20 protein-coding genes are annotated in these 25,780 nt (G+C 63.1%); 4 read left to right on the top strand and 16 right to left on the bottom strand.

Annotated features, from left to right (window positions below):
* Positions 1-164 precede the first annotated feature (164 nt).
* From KP701_RS00230 to KP701_RS00260, 7 genes are all read right to left on the bottom strand, one after another.
* Positions 165-857, bottom strand: a complete 693-nt coding sequence (locus tag KP701_RS00230; protein WP_215745193.1) for a GcrA family cell cycle regulator — start codon at positions 855-857, stop codon at positions 165-167.
* Positions 858-992: 135 nt separating this feature from the next.
* Positions 993-2,183 carry a ribonuclease D gene (gene rnd, locus KP701_RS00235; protein ID WP_215745194.1) on the bottom strand — a complete coding sequence of 397 codons (1,191 nt, stop codon included), beginning with the start codon at positions 2,181-2,183 and terminating at the stop codon, positions 993-995.
* 75 nt (positions 2,184-2,258) lie between these two features.
* The gene (gene trxA, locus KP701_RS00240) at positions 2,259-2,585 is read right to left on the bottom strand and encodes a thioredoxin TrxA (protein WP_062029874.1); all 327 of its coding nucleotides are present in this window, start codon (positions 2,583-2,585) and stop codon (positions 2,259-2,261) included.
* Between the two features lie 84 nt (positions 2,586-2,669).
* Positions 2,670-6,257, bottom strand: a complete 3,588-nt coding sequence (gene addA / locus KP701_RS00245) for a double-strand break repair helicase AddA (protein WP_252345301.1) — start codon at positions 6,255-6,257, stop codon at positions 2,670-2,672.
* The gene (gene addB, locus KP701_RS00250; protein WP_215745195.1) at positions 6,254-9,304 is read right to left on the bottom strand and encodes a double-strand break repair protein AddB; all 3,051 of its coding nucleotides are present in this window, start codon (positions 9,302-9,304) and stop codon (positions 6,254-6,256) included. Before addB ends, addA begins: the two co-directional genes overlap by 4 nt.
* On the bottom strand, positions 9,301-9,750 hold the full coding sequence (gene tsaE, locus KP701_RS00255; protein ID WP_215745196.1) for a tRNA (adenosine(37)-N6)-threonylcarbamoyltransferase complex ATPase subunit type 1 TsaE: 450 nt from the start codon (positions 9,748-9,750) through the stop codon (positions 9,301-9,303). The genes addB and tsaE overlap by 4 nt, the downstream gene beginning before the upstream one ends.
* 63 nt (positions 9,751-9,813) lie before the next feature.
* Complete coding sequence (locus tag KP701_RS00260; protein WP_215745197.1) at positions 9,814-10,893, bottom strand: glycosyltransferase family 4 protein; 1,080 nt, start codon at positions 10,891-10,893, stop codon at positions 9,814-9,816.
* A gap of 41 nt (positions 10,894-10,934) precedes the next feature.
* Here KP701_RS00260 and KP701_RS00265 point away from each other — a divergent pair, with 41 nt between their 5' ends.
* Together KP701_RS00265 and KP701_RS00270 are read left to right on the top strand one after the other, a co-directional pair.
* Positions 10,935-11,957: an NAD(P)/FAD-dependent oxidoreductase gene (locus KP701_RS00265; RefSeq protein ID WP_215745198.1), complete on the top strand. Its 1,023-nt coding sequence runs from the start codon at positions 10,935-10,937 to the stop codon at positions 11,955-11,957.
* 90 nt (positions 11,958-12,047) lie between these two features.
* A complete protein-coding gene (locus KP701_RS00270) occupies positions 12,048-13,304 on the top strand; it encodes a D-amino acid dehydrogenase (protein ID WP_215745199.1) in 1,257 nt (418 codons plus the stop codon).
* 21 nt (positions 13,305-13,325) lie between these two features.
* Here KP701_RS00270 and KP701_RS00275 read toward each other — a convergent pair whose 3' ends face one another.
* The 3 genes from KP701_RS00275 to typA all read right to left on the bottom strand — a co-directional run bounded on the left by KP701_RS00275 (position 13,326) and on the right by typA (position 17,969).
* Positions 13,326-15,449: a hypothetical protein gene (locus KP701_RS00275; RefSeq protein ID WP_215745200.1), complete on the bottom strand. Its 2,124-nt coding sequence runs from the start codon at positions 15,447-15,449 to the stop codon at positions 13,326-13,328.
* Between the two features lie 147 nt (positions 15,450-15,596).
* The gene (locus tag KP701_RS00280; RefSeq protein WP_252345302.1) at positions 15,597-15,896 is read right to left on the bottom strand and encodes a hypothetical protein; all 300 of its coding nucleotides are present in this window, start codon (positions 15,894-15,896) and stop codon (positions 15,597-15,599) included.
* Positions 15,897-16,148: 252 nt separating this feature from the next.
* Positions 16,149-17,969, bottom strand: coding sequence for a translational GTPase TypA (gene typA, locus KP701_RS00285; RefSeq protein WP_215745201.1), 1,821 nt, complete (start codon positions 17,967-17,969; stop codon positions 16,149-16,151).
* Positions 17,970-18,138: 169 nt separating this feature from the next.
* Here typA and queF point away from each other — a divergent pair, with 169 nt between their 5' ends.
* The gene (gene queF / locus KP701_RS00290; protein WP_215745202.1) at positions 18,139-18,627 is read left to right on the top strand and encodes a preQ(1) synthase; all 489 of its coding nucleotides are present in this window, start codon (positions 18,139-18,141) and stop codon (positions 18,625-18,627) included.
* An 8-nt stretch (positions 18,628-18,635) separates the two neighbouring features.
* Positions 18,636-19,445, top strand: coding sequence for an aminoglycoside N(3)-acetyltransferase (locus KP701_RS00295; protein ID WP_215745203.1), 810 nt, complete (start codon positions 18,636-18,638; stop codon positions 19,443-19,445).
* Here the strand turns inward: KP701_RS00295 and KP701_RS00300 are convergent.
* The 6 genes from KP701_RS00300 to KP701_RS00325 form a co-directional block, all read right to left on the bottom strand.
* Positions 19,435-21,027, bottom strand: a complete 1,593-nt coding sequence (locus KP701_RS00300) for a PepSY domain-containing protein (protein ID WP_215745204.1) — start codon at positions 21,025-21,027, stop codon at positions 19,435-19,437. The two genes, KP701_RS00295 and KP701_RS00300, sit on opposite strands and share 11 nt — an antisense overlap.
* Positions 21,024-21,341 carry a hypothetical protein gene (locus tag KP701_RS00305; RefSeq protein ID WP_225197455.1) on the bottom strand — a complete coding sequence of 106 codons (318 nt, stop codon included), beginning with the start codon at positions 21,339-21,341 and terminating at the stop codon, positions 21,024-21,026. The genes KP701_RS00300 and KP701_RS00305 overlap by 4 nt, the downstream gene beginning before the upstream one ends.
* Positions 21,338-21,610 carry a hypothetical protein gene (locus KP701_RS00310; RefSeq protein ID WP_215745205.1) on the bottom strand — a complete coding sequence of 91 codons (273 nt, stop codon included), beginning with the start codon at positions 21,608-21,610 and terminating at the stop codon, positions 21,338-21,340. Before KP701_RS00310 ends, KP701_RS00305 begins: the two co-directional genes overlap by 4 nt.
* A 5-nt stretch (positions 21,611-21,615) precedes the next feature.
* On the bottom strand, positions 21,616-23,799 hold the full coding sequence (locus KP701_RS00315) for a TonB-dependent siderophore receptor (protein WP_215745433.1): 2,184 nt from the start codon (positions 23,797-23,799) through the stop codon (positions 21,616-21,618).
* Positions 23,800-23,927: 128 nt separating this feature from the next.
* Entirely contained in the window at positions 23,928-24,404 is a 477-nt protein-coding gene (locus KP701_RS00320; RefSeq protein ID WP_041112625.1) for a flavin reductase family protein, read from the bottom strand.
* A 43-nt stretch (positions 24,405-24,447) separates the two neighbouring features.
* A complete protein-coding gene (locus KP701_RS00325) occupies positions 24,448-25,713 on the bottom strand; it encodes an outer membrane beta-barrel protein (protein ID WP_215745206.1) in 1,266 nt (421 codons plus the stop codon).
* Positions 25,714-25,780 lie beyond the last annotated feature (67 nt).

The raw sequence follows: 25,780 nt of genomic DNA on the forward strand, positions 1-25,780 counted from the left end.
CGCATGGTTGTCGTGAATCACTTCCGCAAGCGGAATGTGGATCATCTTGGCGAAAGCCATCTGCAAAACTCCCCACAATCGCTGAATGATGCCCGGGCAGAAGCAGCGGCGTAAAAAAAGCCGCCTCTCCAACCGGAGGGCGGCTTTTCGGGGTGGTGCGCCTTTTAATCGCGACGGTCGCGGATCTTTACATAGGCAATAGCCGCATGCTCGGCACAATATGGCTTTCCGGGAAGCGGTGTCGCGCCGCAGAAATGAAAACCCGGTGTGCCAGGATCGCCGATAGGCCAGCAGCAGGACGGGCCACGGCGGGTCGGGCGGTCGATGCCAGCGGTCGAAAAGCGGGGCGGCATGGCCGGACGCGGCACAGGAGCAACGCGGGGTTCCGGTTTGGGGGCTGCAGCAGGCTCCCGACGGGCTGCGACAGGCTCCTTGGCAGCCGCCGGAAGGGGACGTGTGGCGGCGACGGGCTGGGGCGTCGGCTTTGCGGCTTCAGGGGCGACAGACGGTGCCTTACGGACCGGAGCAGCCGGCTTTTCTGCCACCTTCTCCGCAACACTTGCAGACACCTTGGCGGGAGCCGCATCCTTATCCGCAAACAGGTCCACTGCCGCAGGTTCGGCAGCCTTGGCGCGAGAGGGGCTTTTACGACGGGGGGTGGCTTCCGTCGTACCAGTTTCACCGTCCTTAACCTTGCGGTTGCGGATGGGAGACGGGCGGGGCGGCAGGCCCAGACGGTGCGCCTTGCCGACGACGGCATTTTTGGTGATGGAGAGCTGGCGGCCGATTTCGGCGGTCGAAAGTCCCTGACTCCACAGATCGCGAAGTCTGGCGATCGTCTCGTCCGTCCACTCCATATGTTCGTTTCCCTGTCCCGCTTCGGTGCCTGAACCGGCCCGATATCCTGTTGATTTTCAATCCCGGACCACCGGACCCGGAACATCTTCGGGACGTTTCTTACCAGAAACTCCCCGCCACGTCGAAGGCGGTTCTTACGAGGCCGGTTCGGCGACCCGCTGAAGCTCCACAAGGCCGTTCACGACGGCCAGCGCGATTTTACCACGGACCAGCGCCTGGGCATCCAGACCGAAAAGTTCGCGACGCCAGCCCTTCAGCGCACCGACATCGGTTTCACCAAGCGCAATCAGGTCCAGATCGTCCGAAGAAGCCACCAGACGGGGCGCCACCTTGTGCTGTTCACACTTGGCGGCCAGCAGGACCCGCAGAAGCGCCACGAGGGCTGTGGACGGACGGGGCCGGTCGGATTTGGAAGGGGCCTTGGGAAGCTCGGACTCAGGCAGTTCCTGCGCGATACGGATTGCTTCGAGCAGGCCTTTGCCCATCTTGCCCTCGGCAAAACCCCGGGTCACGCCCCGGATGCGGGAGAGAGCCTCGACCGTATCCGGATGAACGGCCGCGATTTCCAGCAGGCTTTCGTCACGGATGACGCGCTGGCGGGGGATATCGGCGTTCTGGGCCTCCTGTTCGCGCCAGGCTGTGACTTCGCGCAGGATACCGAGCATCCGGCGGTTGCTGGTGCGGGCCTTCAGCTTTTCCCACAGGCGACGGGGATCGGGACGGAAGGTCTTTTCTTCCGTCAGGATAGCCTGTTCGGAGTCGGCCCAGTGCAGACGGTCCTGTTCGGCAAGCTGTTTGCGCAGAGCGTCGTAAACCGTGCGCAGATGCGTGACATCAGCCGCGGCATAGGCGATCTGCGCCTTGCTCAGCGGACGGGCTGACCAGTCACTGAAACGGTGCGCCTTGTCGATGCTACGACCAGTAATCGCGCCAACCAGACTGTCATAGCCAACCTGATCGCCGAAACCGGCCACCATGGCAGCAACCTGCGTATCGAAAACCGAGACCGGAAGGCGGTCGAAAATGTGGAGGAAAATCTCAAGATCCTGCCGGGCGGCATGAAAAACCTTGGTGCAGTCTGGCTTGGCCAGCAGCGCGCCGAGGGGGGCAAGATCAATACCCGGAGCCAGTGTGTCGATCAGGACAACATCTTCAGTTCCGGCAAGCTGGACGAGGCACAGCTCGGGCCAGTAGGTCCGTTCCCGGACAAATTCCGTGTCGATGGTCACGAAAGGCTCGTTCTGCAGTTTTTCGCAGATACGGGCCACCTCCTCGCTGGAGGTCAGGAGAACGGGGGTCGGGAAGGTCGGAGCTTTCGAGCGCATGACATGATCCTACACAAAGCGCAGGATCGTTACCACGCCCTCTAAACGTCCTTCCCTGCCCCGTTTTCGGATCGATCAGAGAGACTGGTCGATCCAGGCCTTGAGCTGGCTCTTCGGCAGCGCCCCCATCTGCTGGGCCACCGGCTTGCCGTCCTTGAAGACGATCAGCGTCGGGATGCTGCGCACACCATATTTGGTCGGGGCTTCGGGATTGGAGTCGATGTTGACCTTGGCGACCTTCAGGCGCCCCTGATACTCGGCGCCGATTTCCTCAAGTGCCGGTGCGATCATCTTGCATGGGCCGCACCATTCCGCCCAGAAATCGACCAGAACCGGACCTTCGGACTTCAGGACGTCTGCGTCGAAGCTGCTGTCGCTGACGGCGACGGTGTTTGCGCTCATGAGGGTATTCCTTGTGGCGAATGAAGTTTCTGAAAACGGATATCGGCTGCCCTGCCCCTCACTGCAAGGGGCTTTTGACCTGCATCAAGCTCCGGGACGGACCTGATCCAGCAGCGAGGACGAAAGTGTGACAACGGCCGGTCCTTCCGTCCAGACCAGAGAACAGTGAATGTCGTAGCCGGGATGAAGTTGCTCCAGCACGGCACGATAGGCCGCCATCTGCCGCAGATAGGCGACCGGCGTACGCTCGGCCCGCAGAGGGGGATTGCGATTCGTCTTGTAGTCGCAGACCCAGATCTGTCCGTCCCCAATCCGCAGACGGTCCACCTGCCCCAGCACCACGCGCCCCGCGCTGACACCGGAAATCGGCTGCTCCGCACGACTTCCGGGCGCAAAAAGCCGCGCAAGGTCGGGATGGGACAGGACACCCAGAACCTGCTGGGCCAGACGATCGATTTCCGGTTCCGTCAGGCCAAGCGCCCGGCGCGACAGCCAGCGCAGAGCCACATCCTCGCGTTCTGCGGCCGGAGCTTCGGGTAGGAGCTGGAGCAGACGATGGATCATCGTACCGCGTCGCATGGCCTGTTCGCGCACCGGCGTAGGACGACCAGCCAGAAGCTCCAGCGGCGAACGTACAGCCGGAAGATCACCGAACTCCGCACCATCCGGACGACTGGGCGCGAGCGGACGCGTCATGGCATCCTCATGCGGCGTAATGACAGGCTTCCAGTCCGGCGCATGTCCCATCCAGTCCGGCAGGGTTGCGCAGGGCGGCTCGACAGATCCGGGCTGGAAAGCAACGGGGGCAAGGGTACGCGCCTCTTCCAAAACAAGACGCTCGCCCTCCCAGCCGAGATTCATCGGTTCGGACCGGGCATTGGCCAGTTGCTGGAAACCAGCCTCGCACTGCCGATACCAGCTTGTATCCGCAGGCTCGCGTTTGGCCCCGGCCCCGCAGATCACCAGCCAGTCACTGGCCCGGGTCAGGGCGACGTAAAGCAGGCGATTGCTCTCGGCGCGGGACTTTTCGGCGTCCCGTTCGGACAGGGCAGTCGTGACGGCCGTTCCCATGTCCTTTTTCGGCACCCAGAGCGGGAGTTCGAGCGACCCCGCCTCTTCCCACAGGAAATCGCTGCCCGGCGGCGGCTTTGACGTCGTGTCCGGCATGACGACCAGACGCGCCTGAAGTCCCTTGGAGCCGTGCACGGTCATGACGCGAACAGCACCGAGTTCACTTTCAGCTTCGCGCTTGCTGGTGATCTCGCTGGCTTCGAGCCAGTGCAGGAAACCCTGAAGCGATGGCGGATGCAGCCCTTCATAGCGCAGGGCCGCCGTCAGCAGTTCGTCCACCGGTTCGGCTGCTTCCGGCCCCAGACGCCGCAGCAGACGTGTGCGACCGCCATGCTGGCCCAGCGTTTCGGCGAGCAGACGATAGGGAGACGCATAATCAACGCGCGCATAGAGCGTGGACAGCATCTCCCAGGCCGCACGCCAGTCCTCGCGCTCCCGATGACGCTCCCGCAGAACGGTCCAGAGCGGCTGTCCTTTCGGGCCGAGGGCATGGGCCGTGCCATTGCGGGTCGCGAGCGCCATCAGCGAGTCGTCCGTCAGACCACCGAGCGGGGATGTGAGAACGGAAGCCAGCGTCAGATCATCCTGCGGTAGGAGCAGAGCCGCACAGAGCGTCATAAGATCGCGGACCGCGACCTGCTGCGTCAGCCCGACCCGGACCAGCGTTGCCACTGGCACATTACGCGATTTCAGAGCCCGGATCAGCGAACGGAGAAACGGCGAGCGTCGGGGGACGAGGATCAGCACGTCTCCTGCGGTCAGAGGTGCCTGTCCCGGTTGCGGGGGGCGCCCGATCTGCTGATCGATCCATTCCGCAAGGGCTTCGGCAAGACGCTGGGGGGCGCTGCGCTGTCCCGTATTAGCGGAAGGCGCACGCCACGGCGTCAGACCTTCATCGTCATCCTCGCCCTGCACCACAGGGACGAGCGGCCAGAGTTCCACGCGACCACCCTGCCCCGGCCGGGCCGAGACGTGCGGGCGGAGCGTCTTTTCATCGTCCTGAAGCAGGCCATGCGCCGCGAGAGGCTGGGAGAATACCGCATCCACAAAGGACAGCACGGGCGGGACCGAGCGGAAGGAGACGTTCAGTTCCGGATCACGCCACAGCAGACCGGCATTGCGGACCCGGCTGGCAAATTCATGACGCCAGCGGTGAAACTCCTCCGGCTGGGCGCCCTGAAAGCCGTAGATCGACTGCTTGTAATCCCCGACCGCAAAGATGGTGCGAGGACGTGGCCCCATATCCCACGCACCCTCACCTGCGAAGAACTCGGATGTGAGCGCGCCGGCGATTTCCCATTGCAGGCCGGAATTGTCCTGCACCTCGTCCAGCAGCAGATGGTCGATGCCACCATCGAGCTTGTAGAGCACCCAGGCTGCACCGGGATCGCGCAGGAGATTGCGGGTTTCCTGAATGAGATCGTTGTAATCGACCAGACCACGGGCGGATTTGCCGTCCTGAAACGCCGTCAGCATGGGCGCGGCCAGACCGAGCAGGGCACGGTTCAACAGGACAAGACGCGCGCTCTTGAGGCTGGACTGAAGATCTACGAGCCGCTGCGCTTCGTCCTCCAGCAAAGGCACAATGCCCGGAACGGCTTCCTGCGCCTTTTTGGCGACGATCCGGTTCATCTGCCGCACGGTCCCCTTGTCCGTCAGCAGGCATTTCGCCCAGATTGCGGGCGCACGTTCAGCCGGTTCCGTCCCGAGCCAGGCTAGCATCTGCTCGACATTAGCGCGCGCAGCAGGTGTCACGAACCCAAGCACGTCACGCAGTCCGGCCCGCAGGTCATCTTCCTTCGGCGGCTGGCAGGCGAGGCTTTCAAGGTCTTCAAGGCTCTGCTGCCCGGCTTTCAGGGCCTTGCGATAGGCACTGACCACGCTGTCCGGCAGGGTCGCCCAGCGCTCCAGCAATGGCCGGGCGCGGCTTTCCTCCATGTTCAGCGTGCGGATGCGCTGGAAGAAGCGATCCAGCCCCACCGTGCCCGCGACATCGGCCGCAAGCTCCGGCGAACGGGTCAGCCCGTCTTCCATCGCTTCACGCAACGCCAGGGTGGTGTCGGTATCTTCCATCAGCGTAAAATGCGGATCGACCGAGGCTTCCAGCGGAAAACGGCGCAGCAAAGACTGGCAGAAGGCGTGGATCGTCTCGATCCGCAGGCCGCCCGGCAGATCAAGCACACACAAAAACAGGGCGCGGGCGCGACGGCGGGTTTCGTCCGTGTTGGGAACGTCGAGGCTTTCGAGCTCCACACCCAGCTTCGCATCCGGCAGCGAGACCCAGCTTCCCAGCTTCTGCTGAAGGCGGTTGGCCATCTCGGCAGCGGCGGCCTTGGTGTAGGTCAGGCACAGGATGCGCGAAGGATGCGCGCCATCGGCCAGAATGGTGTCACCGTCATCGGTCTGCACATAGAGCGGCAGCATGAGCCGCAGCAGACGGTCGATCAGCAGCTTGGTCTTGCCCGAACCGGCCGAAGCCGAGACGAACACCGAAGCACGCGGATCGGAAGCCTGACGCTGCGTGCGGTCAGCGGCGGCAATGACTTCGTCGCGGGTGATGGGGCGTGTGCCGGGGGGCGTCACAGGCGGCATATCGTTCATTCGCCCTCTCCTTCCGCATAAGCCGCGCGCCATTCATCCACGCGGGCAAGCTGGGCATAATCCGTGTAGCGCGGGACATGTCCGGCCCAGGGCTGGGAGCGGTAGGGCTGATCGGGATTGTCGTATTCGTCCACGAGGGTCCGGAGTTTTTCCATGGCCTCCGCAATCAGGGTGGGCGCGTCCGTGCCGGAACGTGAGCCCGGCACCTCGCTTTCCTTGCCCGGATCGTCACCGCCGGTCAGGTGCCAGTAGAGCAGCTTCTTCGTCTCGACGGCCGGAACATCCTTGAACGCCCCTTTCGTCAGCAGCGCGCCTTCGAGCACGAGCTGGACGGACCAGCCTTCCGCCACGTTCTTCCCGCTAGGCGGCTGCCCGGTCTTGTAATCGAAGACTGTCGCCAGACCGTCCGCACCAATATCGATCCGGTCCGCACGGCCGCGCAGTTGAAACGGCGCAAACGCCGCTTCAAGACGGAAAGCCGCCTCGACTTCCACGAACCGCCCCTGCGCCGGGCCACTTTCTTCCATCTCCAGACGGTAAGCCGCTTCCTTTTCCGCCACCCAGTCCGCAATCCGGGCCAGACGCGGTCCCCACCAGTTCACGAGAGCCGGGCGCATATTGGCCTTGGCCAGTTCCTCGGCAAAAACGCGACGCAGAATGGCGCTCGCATTGGCGGGCCAGCGCTGGGGGAAGTCGCTCAGGACGCGTTCCATCGCATCATGCACGATCATGCCGAAATCAGCGTGTTCCGCGCCTTCCTCCAGCGGCTTGAGCGCCCGGAGCTTCAGGACATGCTTGGCATAGATCGCATAGGGATCGTGCATCCAGGTCTCGATCTCAGTGATGCTGAGACCACGCGGACGCAGAGCAACGGGCGGCCGCGGCTCGGGCGGCGCAACGGCCTCGGCCCCTGCGAGCGGTTGATCCAGACAACGCTGCCAGTCCAGCGCGGGATGTACCGGCAGGCTCTGCGACCGTCCGCCAAGAAACGCATCCATCCGCACCATCCAGCGCGCAGGAACGCCGGGCGCGCCCTCACGCCGGGCCGAACTGGCGAACACGGCCTCCTTCGACGCCAGGATGGTCGAGACGAAATCATGCGCGCTCACACCCGTCTGCCGCTCCGGAGACGGAAGCCCGACCCGCACACGCATCGGGCGGCTCAGCCAGGGGCCCGGATCGGTCGCGGGCGGCCAGACGCCCTCGTTCAGACCGCCCAGCACCACGACATCGAATGCCAGAAGCCGCGCCTCCAGCACGCCGAGGATCGAGACGCGCGGATGTGCCAGCTCCACACCCCCGCGATGGGCCCGCAAACCGGTCAGCATCTGCCCGGCCATGGATGTGTTGAGAAACGAATCCAGATGCGTCAGGCGCTGTGGCGGAAGGATGCCGGTATTGACGATCAGCGCCGCTAGATGCCGCGACAGGGCTTCACCGTCCTCACCCAGCCACAGACGCGCGCCCGGATGGCGCGGTTCGTCTTCCGGTGCGTCCAACTCTTCTGCCGTGGCTGCCAACGCTTCCGCCGTGTGGATCAGGCGTTCAAGCAGTTCCGGCAGAGGCATGGCCCCCTCGATGGACAGGAGCGGATCGAACGCCTGCTCGATGCGTGCGATGAAGGCAGCAGGGCCTTCCGGCTCATCGGGGGCGTCCGCGCTGGCGCCGTGATCGGGCGCATGTTTCTTCTGGGTGTAGTCGTGCAGCGCGGCTTTCAGTCCCGCGATGCCCGGCGCAGGAGCTGGTCCACGCAGCAACAGCCGCTCCAACCGCCGAGCAGAGGCGTGGCAGTCACCCGGCGTGCGGCCCAACGAGGCGAGCGGGTGTTTCAGAACAGACAAGAGCGCCACCGGGGACAGTCGCGCTTCGGCGGCAGTCGCAATCAGACGCAGGAAGACAGCGGCCGGAGTCTGGGACAGGGACTCGCCCGCACTATCATCGGCATGGATGCCAAAACGCAGAAGCTCGGTGCCCACACGCTGCGCCAGCGCCCGATCCGGCGTGACGAGCGCACAGGTTTTCCCGGTTTCAGACACGGCATCGCGCAGGATCAGGGCGATGGCCTGCGCCTCCTGCTGCTGGTCCTGCGCGGGGAGAATGGAGAGGCCGCTGATATCACGGGGGCGACTGTCCTGCCCCCAATGGGCAATGCCGTGCTCCGGCAACAGGACCTCGCGCAGCATCAGTTCGCGCCCGCGATCCCGGCCGCCATCCCAGTCCGTCAGTTCCTCGCGGGACAGACCCAGATCCGTCAGGATTTCCTTCAGGCCCGCCTGCGGATGCGATGGCGGCAGATCGGCCCAGATCTCGTCCGCCATACCCAGATCCACGCCCGGCAGGATCACGAGCCCGGCAGGAAGCCGCGCCACCACGGCCAGCACGTCCGACACCGCCGCCGATCCGTCCGCGAAGCCCACACCCCAGACGGGAGTCAAAGGCGGCTTTTCCGCCCAGGCCTGCGCCTGCGCCTTCAGGCGCGCGATCTGCCGCGCTACGGGATTGGAGAGCCCCTCTTCTTCCAGCCATTTCGGCCAGACGGCGGTCACGATTTCCAGAAATTTCAGCGTCTGCTGCCAGTGATCGGAGAAGCGCTCCTCCACCGCGTCCGGCAGACGTTCGGCCAGATCCACACCGCTGCGCTCGGCTTCGTCCATCAGATCCGCCAGCGCCTTGGCGAGCGGCCAGGCGCGGTCGATCCCCTTGGTGCTGTCCACCCCAACGCTCACGAGCGGCGTCTGGAGGATCAGCATCGACAGCACGGCCAGACGACGCTGCGGCTCCACGGCAGGCGGCAGGACAACGTCGATCCCGATGGACGCCAGCGCATCCTCGTCCACGTCATTGATCGCGACAATCCGCGGCAGAAGGGCGGCCTGTGTGTCCAGAACCCGCAGGAAGGCTTCCATCAACGCACGGCCAGCACGGCGGCTGGGGACGAGGATCAGGCCGGGGCCATCTGTGCCAGCTGCCGGGTCCTGCTCAAGCCATTCCTGCGCCACACGGTCCAAAAACGGCTCCGTGCCTGCAATGGTGACAACGCCGCTCATGGGTTCAGTCCCGTCAGGCGCTCTTCGGGCCAGCCCGTCAGTTCCACGACCCGAGCGTCTTCAGTGTCTCCGGGGGTGAATGTAAGATGCAGCGCGCCTTCCGGCAGCAGATCCCCGGCCCGTTCCGGCCATTCGACCAGCATGATACCTTCGCAGGCCTCGTCCCAGGCCAGTTCATACAGCGCATCCGCCCCGTCCAGACGCCATAAATCATAATGATGCACCGCCCCTTTGGGGGTCTCGTAAGGCTGGACGAGCGCGAAGCTGGGGCTGGGCACTTCCATCTGCGGGTCCTGAGCCAGATGACGCAGGAACGCCCGGGCGAACGTGCTTTTCCCGGCGCCCAGTCCCCCCGAAAGCGCGAGACAGTCTCCGGGCGCGCAGCAATCGGCGATCAGGGCCGCCAGAGTTTCGGTTGCAAGCTGGTCATCGAGGCGTATCTGCATAAACCCCAATGTGGCCCGACTGCCCGGAGCCAGCAAGCACGTTTGGGGAACATCCGTGCCCGTTCAGCCGGATGTGTGCTGAAGAAGTGTCTTCCACCGCGCCATGACGGGGCTTTCCTGAAACTCCGCCGCCCGCTGACGGGATCTGACCGACATACGCTGACGCTGTTCAGGAGCGCCCATCAGCTCCAGCAAAGCGACGGCTAGGGCCTCAGGCTCTTCGGGCGGAACCAGAAATCCGGTCTCGCCATCGCACACGATTTCCGCTGGCCCGGTCTCGCAGTCGAACGCCACGACCGGTACGCCCGCCGCCATGGCTTCGAGCAGTACCATCGGCAGGCCTTCATAACGCGAGGACGCCACGAACAGCGCGGCACGGGCGTAGTCGGCGTCGATGCCCCCGGTTGCGGGCGCGATCGTCACATGACGCAGGCCTTCCGCCTGTTGCAGCAGGGCCGCGCGATCGGGGCCGTCCCCGCGGATCAGAAGCTCCCACCCGACACTCCGCGGGTCCTGCTCCACAATCCCCCAGGCCCGGAGCAGCAGGTCGTAACCCTTCTGCTCCGTCAGCCGTCCCGCCGCCAGAACCAGACGGGACGCTTCCGGATAAGGCCTGTCCGTCACAGGTGGAGCCATGTTCGGAATGGCGGTCAGCCGCGTCCGTACTCCTGTCCCCTCACGCCACAGAACCGTATCCCGCTGCGTCAGGACAACGACATCATCAGCCCAGCGCCCGGCGATCTGCCGCCCCCAGACACGCTTGCGGCGGTTCAGCGTCACGTTGAAGTTGAAATGCTCCCACACAATGCAGCGCACACCCGCAAGCCGTGCGGCCGCCACGCCGTAAAGCGCGTGGGTGGACTCCACGACGACCAGCGTGTCGATCCGCTCCCGTTTCAGCAGACGCGACAGCCGCCAGACGATGCGGAACCAGGAGTTGAAGATCTTCACCGGCCGGTCGAACAGAGACGAGACGGCGATTTCGGGCGACAGCGGAAAGGCCGGCGCACCCGCACCCACGAGCTCCACCAGCCGCACGTCACAGCCCTGACGGACCAGCCCGTTCATGACGGCGCAGGCCGAGCGTTCCGTCCCGCCAAGGCCCTTGAGGTCCTGAATTACAAACGCATATCGTGCCTTCAATGCCCTACCCCAACCCCTTCAAACCGATTATGAAACAGGTCATGACGACTGCACCTCAAACCCTCAACACCGATGTCGCGATTGTCGGCGCCGGTCCGACCGCCCTCTTCGCCGCATTCGAATGTGGCATGCTCAAACTGTCCTGCGTCCTGATCGACGCGCTCGACAGCGTAGGCGGACAATGTGCGGCGCTCTACCCGGAAAAACCGATCTACGACATCCCGGCCCATCCCGCCATCGAAGGCGGCGCGCTGATCGAGGCGCTCGAACAGCAGATCGCACCCTTCGACGTACCGCGCCTGCTGGGCTCGCGGGTCGAGACACTGGAAGGCCAGCGCGGGGCGTTCACGCTGAAAACCGCACGGGGCGACGTCATCACCGCGAAGGCCGCCATCATCGCAGCCGGTGCCGGTGCATTCGGGCCGAACCGTCCGCCGCTCGACGAACTTGAAGCCTATGAGCGCACGGGGGCCGTGCAGTATTACGTCAAGAAACGCGCCGATTTTGCCGGCAAGCGCGTCGTGGTCGCAGGTGGCGGAGATTCCGCGCTGGACTGGGCCCTGTCCCTCTCCGAAGTGGCCGCGCAGGTCTATCTCCTGCACCGCCGGGACCGCTTCCGCGGCGCCCCCGAGACGCTCTCGCGCATCGAGCAGCAGATTGCAGCCGGCAAGATCGAGAAGGTCGTGCCCTATCAGCTCCATGCCCTGCATGGCACGGACGGCGTGCTCTCGACCGTGGAAGTCACGACACTTGAAGGCACGTCCCGGCATATCGAGGCTGATGCGCTTCTGCCGTTCTATGGCCTGTCCACCGATCTGGGGCCGATTGCGCTCTGGGGTCTGGACACGCATCGCAACACCGTCCCCGTCACCCCGGCCACGCTCGAGAGCAGCACGCCGGGCATTTTCGCGATCGGAGACGTAGCGACCTATCCGGGCAAGCTGAAACTGATCCTTCAGGGCTTCTCCGAAGGCGCCATGGCGGCCCATGCCATCCATGCCATCGTCCATCCCGACACGGCCCTGCATTTCGAATATTCGACCAGCAAGGGCGTGCCGGGCTGACGGAGCGGGGCAGACAGGTTTTTTCTCAGCGCTGAGCTGGCTTTCATGGCTTCAGGGCGGTTTCACGAACGACAACACAGCAGGACAGATATGAAAGTCATCGTTATGGGCGCCGGCGTCATCGGCGTGACAACGGCCTGGTATCTCGCTCAGGAAGGACACGAAGTCGAAGTCATCGACCGCCAGCCGGGTGTGGGTCTGGAAACGTCCTTTGCCAATGCGGGTCAGGTCTCTCCGGGCTATTCGACTCCCTGGGCCATGCCGGGACTGCCGTTCAAGGCCGCGAAGTGGATGTTCGAGAAGCACAGCCCGCTCGTGATCCGTCCGCGTCTCGATACGGCCATGTTCCGCTTCATGGGCGAACTGCTCATGAACTGCACGGAAAAAGCCTATGACATCAACAAGGGCCGGATGCTGCGGATCGCGGAATATGCGCGTGACCGTCTGGACACGCTGCGTGCGGAGACCGGCATCACTTATGACGGCGCCCAGAAGGGTCTGATCCAGCTGTTCCGCACCGACAGCCAGATCGAATACGCTGCCGAAGACATGCGCCTGCTGGCTGAAAGCGGCGTCGAGCACAAGCTGCTGACTGTGGACGAAATCCTCGCCCGCGAGCCCGGCCTTGCCCATGCGCGGCACCTGCTTAAGGGTGGCCTGCTGCTGCCGGGCGACCAGACGGGCGATGCGCATCTCTTCACGCGCCGTCTGGCCAAGATGGCCGAGGAGAAGGGCGTGAAGTTCCATCTCGGCGTCAATATCGAGGCTCTGGAAGCCGCCAGCGATGCCATCGTCAGCATCCGTACAAGCGCCGGCCGCATGACCGCCGACCGCTATGTGCTGGCCCTCGGCAGCTACTCCCCGCGCTTCCTCAAGCCGCTGGAACTGCGTCTGCCGATCTATCCGGTCAAGGGTTACTCCCTGACCATGCCGATCACGGATGAAAGCCGTGCCCCTGTCTCGACCGTCAATGACGAGACGTACAAGGTCGCCATCACGCGCCTTGGCGACCGCATCCGCATCGGCGGCACGGCGGAGCTGAACGGCTTCAATCTGCGCCTCAGCCCGGATCGTCGCGAGACGCTGGAACTGTCCTTCAGCGAAATGTATGGCGGCGGCGACCTGTCGTCCGCGAAATACTGGACGGGCCTGCGCCCCTGCACGCCGGACGGCACGCCGATCGTCGGCCCCTCCCCGCGCTACGGCAATCTGTGGCTCAACACCGGCCACGGCACGCTGGGCTGGACGATGGCGGCAGGCTCCGGCCAGATTGTCGCAGACCAGATCTCCGACCGCCAGACCGCCATTCCGTCGCTCGACCTGTCGCTCGACCGCTACGGCGTCTGAAGTCCGTTCCCGTCCGTAAATCTACGGACGGGAGAGGAACGCCCGGACATCCTGCATCGAGACGGTTCCGTCCCGGCGCAGGAGTTCCTCCTTGCCGCCCACATGGTGCGGCATGACCATCAGCGGCGTGCCTTCATCCATGAAGCGGATCCGCAGATCGTTCCAGCGCGGCGCCACGAACCGCCGGAACGACTGAACGAGCGCGCACTGATCGATGCACCAGTTCGTTGGATTGGCCGGATCATACGCGACCTGAAGATAATCGTGCAGGAAGGCCGCAATCTCCGGCAGCCTGTCCGTTTCCCCGAACCATGAAATCCCGGCCCCAAAACCCCACGGCTCGCCAAACGTCTGACGCCCTTCATGATTGTAGGCATAAAGCCGGAAGCCATAATCAGCGGTATTCCTGAGGTCATCGAACAGCGTCAGGAAGTCTTTCGGGAAATAACCGTCACAATCGGCGGTAATGACCGGGCACGGATAACGGCGCACCACTTCGGGCAGCATCAGATACCGGATCGCCGTGTAGGTCGCAGCATCACGCCATGTCAGCCGGCCATGAGCCAGAGTAACATCGAGGCCGAAATCCCTTTTCGAGACGGCGTCCATCAGTTCGCGCATGAAAGCAAGCTGCTCCGGCGTCGGCGTATCGATCCCCAGACACAGCCGGATCCGGAACGCCGGGTCCGGGCGGCTGGCACAGACCCTGAGCAACGACAGCAGCAGCTTGGGCAGGAAACGGAAATATCCGGAATCGCATCCGAAAACGAGACAGAGCGCGGGCAACTGCGCACCCGGAACAGGCCCCGGAGCAATACTGGCCTCCCAGTCCCATCCTCCCATGCCCAGACGATCAGGAACCGGCTGCTCCATACCCTCACGCGCAGCCCCGCCCAGCCAGGACAGCACGCCACAGTTATAATGGATCGGCATGAGCCCGGTCCGAATGGTCAGGGCCTTGGCGGCCGCATACTGCTCGTCAGCGGCATCCACATTGCCCGCAAGCCAGAACTGATGCCCACTGCAAAGAGCACTCCAGTAACTGTCCCCGTTAAAACGCCGGTCCAGTTCCAGCAGGGCCTGCCGGGGTTTTTCCCCAAGACGCAGGGACGTCTCCTCGAAGCGATGTCCATAAGCCTGCCGGACGTCCCGCCCATCGCGTTCCGAAAGCGGCATGGGCGTCAGAACCCGTTCGAACAGTTCGTCAAAGGGCGTCAGACGGAGATGCCGCAGGCGATCCGGCACCAGGAACAGGGCGTTTTCACCCTGACGTAAGCGTGCGTCGAGATCCTGCATCCGCTGCGGAATACTGCCCTCCGGGAAGCGCTTCAGCAGGGCCGCCTGCAGCAGCTCAGCCGCCCGGATATGATGACCGCAGCGCATTGCCAGAAGGGCTGAGAAATACAGCATGTCCGCGCCATCATCGGCCCGACGCGCCAGTTCCAGCGCACGCTCCGCCAGCACCAGTTCGCCACAATCCACACAGATCAGCGCCAGATATCGCAGGCGGGACAGATCCTCGGGATACAGGGCAACCTTGAAGGCCTCGGACTGAAGGCTCGCAAACGAATCCCGGATACGGGTCCAGGGCGCCTGATCTCCGCGCCGCACGACATCCCGCACATCTTCCAGAAGAGCCACCACTGCGGGCGACGGACAGGGCTCCAGCCGCAGGAGAGGCACATTTTCGCCCCTCAGAAGGACGGAGCCGTCTTCCTTCACCTGCACACTGAGCGTTTCCAGAGGAGCCGCCCAGTCCCCGACCCGGAGTTGGAAATCCTGTATCGCAGGGCGCAGGGCCGGAAAGGGTTCAGCAGCAACATGCCAGTGACGCGATACCAGCCGCTGCAGTGCCGGCAGACCCGCGACCGGCAGGGCAAGGAACTGCTCCCAGCCCTGGATCTGCGATGCGGTCCCACATCCATGGCCGGGTGCCGCTGTCAGAAAGACATTACCAGCCCGTACCGCGTACAGGGGACGTCCCCCGGACGGATCGATCGGCTGGAGTTCCACGAGACCGCCGCCCCCGCTCAGCGAGACAGGGTCCGCCATCCCTGCGATCACATCGGACAGGGACGCCAGAGACAGCGAGAAACCACGCTGCGCGACAATCGAGCCATGCCAACTCAGAAGACAGGAAGTCATGCGAGCAGCGTAGTGAGGGCTGCGGGCGCATGCAAATGCCTGCACACACCCTGCCAGCATGTGACGGAGTCATAAAAAAAACGGGGCCTGCCTGAGCAGACCCCGTTCCGTGTCCTATGGCCCTGCGATAGGCCGGAAGACATGTCCTCAGTTGGACGGAGCAGCTTCGGTCGGAGCGGCGTCCGTGGCAGCGGAGGTCTTCTTGTGGTGCTTGTGCTTGTGGTGGTGCTTCTTGCCCTTGCCGTGATGCTTCTTCGTGCCCGTCTCCGTGGCAGCATCGGACTCGGCGGCAGGTGCAGCAGGCGTGGCTTCGGCAGCCGGGGCGGCAGGAGCTTCAGCGGCAGGCGCAGCAGGAGTAGCCGTCGTGGCGGGATCGGCGAACGCCGGAGCAGCCGTCAGGGCCAGGGCGGAAACGGCAGCGATCAGGGAACGGTTGAAAAGACGCATCTGGAAACGGAGCTCCACAACAGAATAAAGACAAGCCAGCTTTCAGTTTTCCCGAAGTGGCCTTGGCCGCAACATTATCATTCCTGTCGGGCACGGTCGCGCATTAACTTTATGAAATTTCAGTCCCGCTTCCGTGCAATACACAAAGACGCCTCAATTCAGACAAACTCCATTATGCACTCATGAAAAAAGGCGTGCCCCGGAAGTTCCGGGACACGCCTTTTCCATGAAACCAGTCCTGAAAAGGACGGATCAGCCCTCGCGGGACTTGGATGCACGCTTGCGCTCGTGCGGATCCAGATAACGCTTGCGGATCCGGATGGCAGACGGCGTGACTTCGACCAGTTCATCGTCCTCAATGTAGGCAATGGCCTGCTCGAGACTCATGCGGCGCGGCGGCGTCAGAAGCAGAGCTTCATCCTTGCCGGATGCACGCATGTTGGTCAGCTTCTTTTCGCGGACCGCGTTGATGTCGAGGTCGTTCTCGCGGGAATGCTCGCCAAGGATCATGCCCGTGTAGATCTTCTCGCCGGCATCGACGAACATCGTGCCGCGGTCCTGAAGGGCAAACAGCGCATACTGCGTCGTCTGACCATCTTCAGCCGAGATCAGCGAACCGTTACGACGGCCTTCGATCGGGCCGACATACGGCAGGTAGCCATGGAACAGACGGTTCATCAGGCCCGTACCGCGCGTGTCGGTCAGGAACTCGCCGTGATAGCCGATCAGGCCACGCGACGGGATCAGGAACGTCAGACGGACCTTTCCGCCACCGGACGGACGCATGTCCTGCATGACGCCCTTACGCAGGGACATCTTCTCAACGACGACACCGGAATACGGCTCGTCCACGTCAACCAGGACTTCTTCGAACGGCTCTTCGCGCTCGCCTGTTTCTTCGTTGTTGCGGAACAGCACGCGCGGACGGCCGATCGTCAGCTCGAAGCCTTCACGACGCATCGTCTCGATGAGAACGCCAAGCTGAAGTTCGCCACGACCAGCGACTTCGAACGCTTCGCTTTCCGGGCTTTCCGTAACCTTGATGGCCACGTTGCCTTCGGTTTCCTTGAAGAGACGGTCACGGATCTGGCGCGACGTCACCTTCTTGCCTTCACGACCGCCCAGCGGGCCATCGTTGATGCGGAAGGTCATGGACAGGGTCGGCGGATCAACCGGACGCGACGGCAGGGGAGCCTCGACAGACGGATCGGCGATTGTGTCGGGAATCGTGGCTTCGGACAGACCGGCCACGGCGACGATGTCACCGGCTTCGGCTTCGTCCACGGGCACGCGGTCCAGGCCACGGAAAGACAGCAGCTTCGTCAGACGGCCGGTCTCGACAACCGTGCCATCCGGACGCAGCACGCGCACCGGCATGTTCACCTTCGCACGGCCCTGGTCGATACGACCTGTCAGGATACGGCCCAGGAAGTTGTCGCTCTCGAGAATGGTGGAGACCATTCCGAACGGCGCGTCCTTGTCCACGTTCGGCGTCGGCACATGGCGCAGCACCAGGTCGAACAGCGGGGCCAGATCCTTCTTCGGTCCGTCCAGCTCCAGATCGGCCCAGCCCTGACGGCCCGAAGCGTAAAGCATCGGGAAGTCGAGCTGGTGCTCGTCGGCGCCGAGGGAGGCGAACAGATCGAAGATCTCTTCGTGCACTTCGTCCGGACGGGCGTCGGAACGGTCGATCTTGTTGACGACCACGATCGGACGGATGCCACGGGCCAGCGCCTTGCCAAGCACGAACTTGGTCTGCGGCAGCGCGCCTTCAGCGGCATCGACGAGGATGATCGCGCCATCCACCATGCTCAGGATACGCTCGACCTCACCGCCGAAATCGGCGTGGCCCGGCGTATCGATAATGTTGATGCGGGTTTCTTTCCACACAACGGACGTGCACTTGGCGAGAATGGTGATGCCACGCTCGCGTTCGAGGTCGTTGCTGTCCATGGCGCGATCAGCAACATGCTGATTGTCACGGAAAGAGCCGGACTGTTTGAGAAGCGCGTCAACCAGCGTGGTTTTGCCATGATCGACGTGCGCGATGATGGCGATATTACGGAGTTCCATGTGGTCTTCCAGACGGGAGGCATCGAAGAGAGGATTTGCGCCGTCTTCTGCACTGAATCCCGCCAATATGCAAACTCTGTCACTGTCTTTTCGTCCTGAAGATGCCTTGAGCCAGCGGGAAAGCTGGGCCACATCTCACAAAACACCGCCCCTTTGAGGAACTCAGACCATGCCCGACCACCAGCCCACTGGTCCTTCCGCACCCGGCACCGACGCCCTCAGCCAGCTCGGCCGCGCCACCACCACGCCGCAGAGTCCCGAGGAAGCCGTCCTCGAACGCGTCCCCTCTCCCCATCAGGGCCGGCAGTATGTCGTGCGCTTCACGGCGCCAGAGTTCACCTCGCTCTGCCCGGTCACCGGCCAGCCGGATTTCGCGCATATCGTCATCGACTACATCCCCGGCAAATGGATCGTAGAGAGCAAGTCTCTCAAGCTCTTCCTGACCAGCTTCCGCAATCATGGCGCCTTCCATGAAGACTGTTCCATCGCCATCGCCGAGCGTCTGGTCGCGCTCCTCGATCCGCAGTGGCTGCGCATCGGCGCATACTGGTATCCACGCGGCGGCATCCCGATCGACGTGTTCTGGCAGACAGGCGAGCCGCCGAAGGGCGTGTGGATTCCCGCGCAGGACGTGCCCGGCTATCGCGGTCGCGGCTGAACCGGACCATGACCGAAGCTGCCGCCATTGCCCGCTCCAGCGGTCCCGTCACGCAGGCACGGCTTGTGGTGGACTTCCAGCGTCTCGGGATCACGCCCGGCATGACGCTGCTGGTCCATGCGTCGCTAAGCCGGATCGGGTGGGTCTGCGGCGGCGCGCGGACCGTGATCGAAAGCCTGCTCCTGGCGGTCGGCCCGGAGGGCACCATCGTCATGCCCGCGCAGTCTTGCGAACTGAGCGATCCGTCAGGCTGGTGCGATCCGCCGGTGCCGGAAAGCTGGTGGGAAACGATCCGTGCGACCATGCCGCCTTATGATCCGCGCCTGACCGCCACGCGCGGCATGGGGCAGATCGCCGAAACCTTCAGGACATGGCCCGGCGTGCGGCGCAGTGCGCATCCGCAGGTCTCGTTCACGGCGCTTGGCCCGCTGGCCACGGACATCCTCTCCCGACAACCGCTTGAAGATCCGTTTGGTGTGGCTTCTCCGCTGGCGGTCCTGGCGGACAGGGACGCCCATGTCCTGATGATCGGAACGGGATGGGAAAGCTGTACGGCGTTCCATCTGGCCGAGCGCCTCGCCGAGCCCGATGGCCCGACGCAGGAAGATGGAACTGCCATTATGGTGGATGGGGAGCGGCGCTGGGTCCGCTTCCACACACCCAGCACCACGCCCGAACGTTTCCTCCCGGCGGGCGCCGCACTGGATGGGCATGTCATGCTCCGGCATGGGCATGTGGGGTCAGCCCCGTCCCGGCTTTTCCCGCTCGGCGAAGCAATCCGGCAGATTGCTTCGGTCTGGACGTCTTTCAGGCCCTGACCCTCTCCTCCATACTGCTGCCTGCCAGTGCACGCGTTGCCCGCATGGCCGTCAGAACCAGCGCCAGACCATAAACCAGGGCGACAATATCCACGCCGATCACGTTTCCCGTGATCGGCCGTGCCAGCAGCAGCAGTCGCGACAGACCATCAGTTACGGGGATCAGCAGGGTCAGGACACCCGCCAGCCCCACAAGCGGACGCGTGCTGCGCTCGCCCCCCAGCCAGACCGCCATAACCACACATCCGAACAGGACAGCGTAAAACAGGGCCTCGATGTTCTGATAATGCCCCCCTTCCGGCAGCAGGGGAACAGCCGCAAAAACGGCTGAAACACCACAGACGCATCCGAGCATCCCTCCCGCCGTGAGCACCGAAAGCAGACGTGTGCCGAGACTGTCCTGCGACAGTCCGGCACTGCGCTCCCGACGGCGCCGCGACGACAGCCACAGACGGTTTCCGGAATAGAACAGGAAGGCCCCGCCAAAGCCGAGCAGCGCGTAACCTGCACGCCCCCACAGACCACCGAACGTCCCGAAATGCAGCGCATAGATTGTGGTCAGCGCCAGAAAGCCTCCCCCCTGATGACCAGGCAGGAAATCCGTGGACGTGATGCGGCCGCCGCAAGGATCAACGTCCACATAGCCGCCATCGGGACGCCGGGTAACGTGGCGCGTATCATGTCCGGTCACGCGGAGGGAGAGTTTGCCGTTGCGGGTGGAATAGACGAGCGCGTCCGGCTCGAAATCCGGAACCTGCTCTGCCAGAGACGCGACCAGCGCTCCCGGCTCCAGAAGCGGCCGGTCAATTCCCGGGTGCCCACTCCCGTGATGGTGGGCATGGGCTCCATCGCGTCCCCCTTGCGTACTTTCAACAGACAGGGCCGGACGGAAAAGGTTCTGCTCCAGGGTCATAATCGGGCGCTGGAAGGCAAATCCCGCAGCCGTCGCCGCCATGACAATATGGAAAGGAAGCGAACACACGCCCAGAAGCGTGTGAAAATCCAGCCACATCCGGCGCAGGCTTTCTGTCAGACGCAGCGCGAACAAATTCCGGAGCAGAGAGGGCAGCACCATCACTGTCCCCGATACCAGGGCCACCGCATAAAGCAGCGCCACGATCCCCATGACCAGACGGCCGGATTCCCGCCCCAGCGGCAGTCCGATACGCTGATGCAGGATATTGATGAAACTGGCCGCCTGTGAGGGGGTCTGTGTCCGCGTTATCAAACTGCCGTCCGGGGCCAGACCGGCATACATGGTCCGTGCGGGACCATGTTCACGGTCATGGGATGCAGACCACATCAGACTGGAGGGATGGGCAGCGTCGGGATACAGAATTACCGTATGATTTGCCACGGCAGACGGATCGGCCGCGAAGGCCTTCTGCAGAAGGTCAGGAAGATGATCCACCGAGACAGCCGCAGGCAACGCGGCCGGCCGGGCGGACCAACTTTCCACCACGCCCTCGAACATCGTCATGCCACCGGCATAGAACGCGACAAACAGAAACAGCCCGGCCATGATGCCGACCCAGCTGTGAACATTCCGGTACAGCCGGACGATATCGCCACGGATCTTCATACCAGGATGCCTCGCAACAGCAGATAGGCGGCCCAGACCACCCCGTTCAGAACGCCCAGCGTTGTCCAGGCCCGCACGGGAGAGCGGAAAAGGAAGGACAGGGCCAGAACGACACCCCAGACAGGACCGGGAAACCAGCGCAGGATCTGCGCGGCAGCCGTCCTGAACTGGGCATCGGCATGAAAGAGCAGGCCGAAAATACCCATAAGCCCCGTGGCCAGGGTGGCTCCGAGAACAAGCCCCGCCAGCCCTTTGCCTGCCCATCCCCGTCCATCCAGCGGAGCGTTGCGCGACTCTTGCACAGTATCGGTCACAGGCTGCGTCCCTCCCGTTTTCCGACTGCGACCAGAAGCGTGACCCCGATGCAGGACACCATCAGAAGCGTCATGACGATCAGTATCGCGGCCACAGGCTGGAGAACGCGACTGAAGAGGATCGTTCCGGCAATCAGGCATCCCAGACCACACAGCCATCCGGACCGCCCGGGCAGTGGCGTCTGCCGCAGGCGCTGGGAGGGCACGGACATGTAGAACAGGACAGCCGACAGAACGACAGCCATGGTTGCGAGGATCAGGACAACCAAGATGGTCACCAGCGATAGGAAAGGGTTACGAACACTGCCCGGCCCGGAGCCCATGCACAAGCAACCGAACGCGTACAGACCGCAACATAATGGCGGTTCGCAAGATTGGTCCCGTTGAACTGCACCCCGAAACGCTGATAGTCCACATGGGCCTGAAGGTCCCAGACAAGCTGGCTGGGAACGGAGAAGGTCTCGGGAAGTGCGCCGGCTGTATTCCCCGTATAGCGAACACCGCCGCCGATCCCTGTCATCCAGTCCTTCGTCAGCCGGAAATCCCGCTTGAGAAAGAGCGATGCCATATGGGACGGAATAGCGACCGGCCGCTGATTGAGCTGTGCGGCAACGGTCGTTTTGGTAATCCGCGGATCCTGATAGGTAAACGAGGCCAGCATATCGATGCGATACGGCAGGCGCCCCACGCCTTCGGCCTCGAAGCCCCGGGTGCGCTGTTCGCCGGTCTGAATGTCATAGGTCGAATCTTCAGGATCCGTCGTCAGGACATTCGTCTCGACGAGATCGAAGAAATCCGCAGTCAGCATGAAATCCTCGCCCCACGGCGTTCCATGCGGCGGCTTGTATTTCAGACCGGCCTCGATCTGCCGCCCGCGCGTTGGCAGATAGGGCGTGTTCAGACGCGTCGTGCCGACCTGCGGCTGAAATGACGTGGCGTAGGACACATAGGGCGACAGGCCGATCGGCGATTTGTACAAAAGCCCCACGCGGCCTGTGAAGGCAGTGTTCTGCTGCGGCGTGCGGCCGGCTGTCAGGTTATCGACCGTCAGGCTCTGGGTGAAATCTCCCCGCCCGGACAGTGTCAGGTAGAAATCATGCCACCGGGCCTGTTCCTGGGCATACACACCCGTCTGGGTCTCGGTTTCATTGGTATTGGTCTTGGTTCCGTAGCCTGGCCAGGAGATGGGCCTGTAGACCGGATTGTACAGATCCAGAGACGGGGCCGTCTTCTGTCCACGACGGTTGGCCATGAAGTCGCTCCGGAAATCCACGCCAAACAGGATTTCATGCCGGACCGGCCCCGTCCGCAGCTTCAGGTCCGAACGCGTGTCCAGTGTGACATTGTTGTAGTTTGCAGACTGGAGAAGCGCCTGACGTGTCAGCGTCCGCTGGTCAGCAGACAGGGCAACGGCCGTCACATAGCGGTAAGACAGGTCCAGATGGGCGTAACGCATGTTCTGATTGATGGTCCAGTTGGGAGTCAGACGCCGCGTGAAACTGTATCCGATTGCGGCCTGCCGTTTCGAATAGACATCATAATCCGCATCGCTGTTCAGGAAATTGCGCGCGATATATCCATACGGGCTGGCATAGATCGTACCATCCGCTGGCAGGAACTGGGCCGTCGAACCCGCATCGAGCTGTTCATAGCTCGCCAGAATCGTGAAATCCGTCCTGTCATCCGGGCGCCAGCTCAGAGACGGCGCAACATAGACCTCATTGTTCTTGATGTTCTTCGCATAGGTATCGGATTTCCGGAGCAGCCCGTTGAAACGCCAGAGCAGCGTTTTGGACCCGTTGAGTGCGCCACCAACATCTGCCGCCCCCTGAACGCGACTGTAGGATCCTGTCTGGAACGCGACCTGATTCTGCTGGTCCACGCGCGGGCGCTTGCTGACGGCATTGATAATCCCGCCGAGTTGTCCGGAACCATAAAGCGCCGAAGACGCCCCGCGCAGCACGTCCATTTCTTCCAGCCCCCAGGGCTCAATACTGAAGGACTGGGAACTGGACGCATCCGGCGTCCGGGTGCCATCCAGATAGATATCCGGAGAAAAGCCCCGGATCGTGCCCAGATAGCCGCGCGGGTCATCCTTGGAGCCGTAATCGGAAACACCAGCCGCGTATCGTACCGCTTCGGAGAGGCTGCGCGAGTTGAGCATCGACATCCGGGCCTGTGTGATGACCGTCAGGTTCTGTGGAACGTCCTCAAGGGGCGTGGACGTCTTGGTCGCGGCATTCCCGTTCGCGGCCAGCAGACTGGCATGACTGGCATGAACCCGGACCGTCTCCACGGCTCCGGCACGGGAAGAAGAGAGCCGTTTCTGGGCATGAGATGCCCCCGGAATATGCTGATGGCGGTCCGTCCCGCCCTCCAGATCCTGCGCAGATACAACACCTGCGGGCAGCCCGATCAGGATCGCCGCACAGGGAATAAAACATGCATGCACCCGCATCACACACTCTCGCTCCATAAGAGGCGCGGGGTTTATCACGAATGATAATTATTCTCAACTAAATCAGAAAAGCCCTTCCTTCCATTCCCTCCCGCCCCCTGATCCGGGAACGGGAGCAGACGAACGGATCAGAGCGTAATGCCGAGCTGACCCTGGAAATACAGCAGCGGCGGCCGGTTCTCATCGAGTTCCAGTGCAACGGGACGCGCCATGAACAGGGCATGCGTGCCCCCCTGGAAGGTCTCGACCAGTTCGCAGTGCATCTTGACCAGTGAATCGCGGACGAAGGCCGTGCCATCCGCCGCGCGCTCGATCACGTCCGACCCGAACTTGTCGGCCGTGCGGCTGGCGAACAGCATTGCCACGTCCTTGTGGTCGTTGCCCAGAATGCTGAGGCCGAACACCCCGGCTTCCGCAATCGCACGATAGGTCGCGCTGGCCCGGTTAAGACAGATCAGCAGCAGGAGCGGATCGAGGGAGACGGACGTCAGGGCGCTGATGGTCGCGCCCTGCTCGCCTTCGCTGCCTTTGGCCGTCACCACGGCAACACCCGTGGCGAAATGGGACATGGCTTTGCGGAAATCGGTTTCGTTCGGAGTCGTCATGACAACCTCCTTGCCATAATCTGGCAGCAAGCGCACCTCCCCTTCAGAACCCCAGCGTCATGTCCGCCCCGAACAGGATACGCCCCATGTGATGCTGGTCATCGAACGGCCGCGTATTGTTAAGCGAGCGGTCAAAGCGCAGCTCCGGCCGGAACTGGAGCAGCTTGACGTGATGCCCCACATCCGGCCGCCAGACAGTATTGAGTGTCAGGGCCCCATACGTCGTGGCGGGCGCGGATTCCGAACGCGTCGGATTGCCGAGCAGGGCCTGCGCATAACCTTCATTCTCCGCAAAACTCGCCACGAAACTCCCGGTATTGTCCCGATACAGCTCGGCACGCGCATTGACGGTCAAATTCGGACGAATGTGCCACCCGCCCCAGACGACCGCACTGTATGTATCGGCGCGCAGGCCTTCGTCATGAAGCTGGTTCAGCTCCGCCGTGACGCTCCATTTTTTCGAGAACGTCCAGGTCCCGTTCAGATCGTTCCAGTACCGCATGGCGCCATTCGCACGAGCGCCCAGCGACCGCACGGCATTTTCCGGCCCGACCCGCAGCAGATAGGTGAAGGACAGATGCCCGTCCGCCAGATTATTGCCCGTGACACCGATATAGCCGGCAGGACGACCATTGTTGTCGCCGCGTCCGAAAGACGTCTGGTTGCCGGTATCCGCACCGAACTGAAGATCGAAATGGTCATCCAGATGGAGCTGGAACATGCCGCCCACATGCTCGAACGGCGTGGAATATTCAGTCGTATAGGCCAGCGTATAGAAAGCACGGGTCGAGGGATCGAGCGCCTCCACACCCATGGGAGAGGTCAGGATACCAATCTGCCCATCCAGCCCTTTGGCCGTAAACCAGGGCATGTGGATCGCAACATTCGCGAAGACCGGCATGGCCTGATAGCGGCCGTTGATCCAGCGGTCTGAAACACCGGCAATCGTGTAGCTGCGGGCGTCGGAGCCATAGAGCATCCGCAGGTTCATCCCCAGACCATACCCGCCACCGATCGGATCGACCGGTTTGGTGAGCGTGAAGGTCAACTGGTTCAGCGTCGCCTGATCGGCATAGGGGGAAAGGAGCTGGCCGAAATTGAGGTTGCTGGCGGGATGGCTGGAACTGCCCATCACCCCCCCTTCGATCTGGGCGCCAAAGGAGACATCGGAAAACCACTGATCCGTCCAGGCCTTGCCCTGCCCGGTCGTGGTCTGCTCCCCCACGGTCTGGGCACCGGCAGCGGAGACTCCGAGCCCTGCAAAAACCGCCAGTATCGCCCCAAAACCCCGACTGAAACGCTGCCTCATGCCATCCACCTTCCGGTTGCATGAGGCAGCCCATAGCACAGACCTGATTTTTTACTTAATGTTGCTA

This window comes from Gluconobacter sp. P1C6_b, assembly GCF_018811945.1.
Taxonomy (GTDB): domain Bacteria; phylum Pseudomonadota; class Alphaproteobacteria; order Acetobacterales; family Acetobacteraceae; genus Gluconobacter.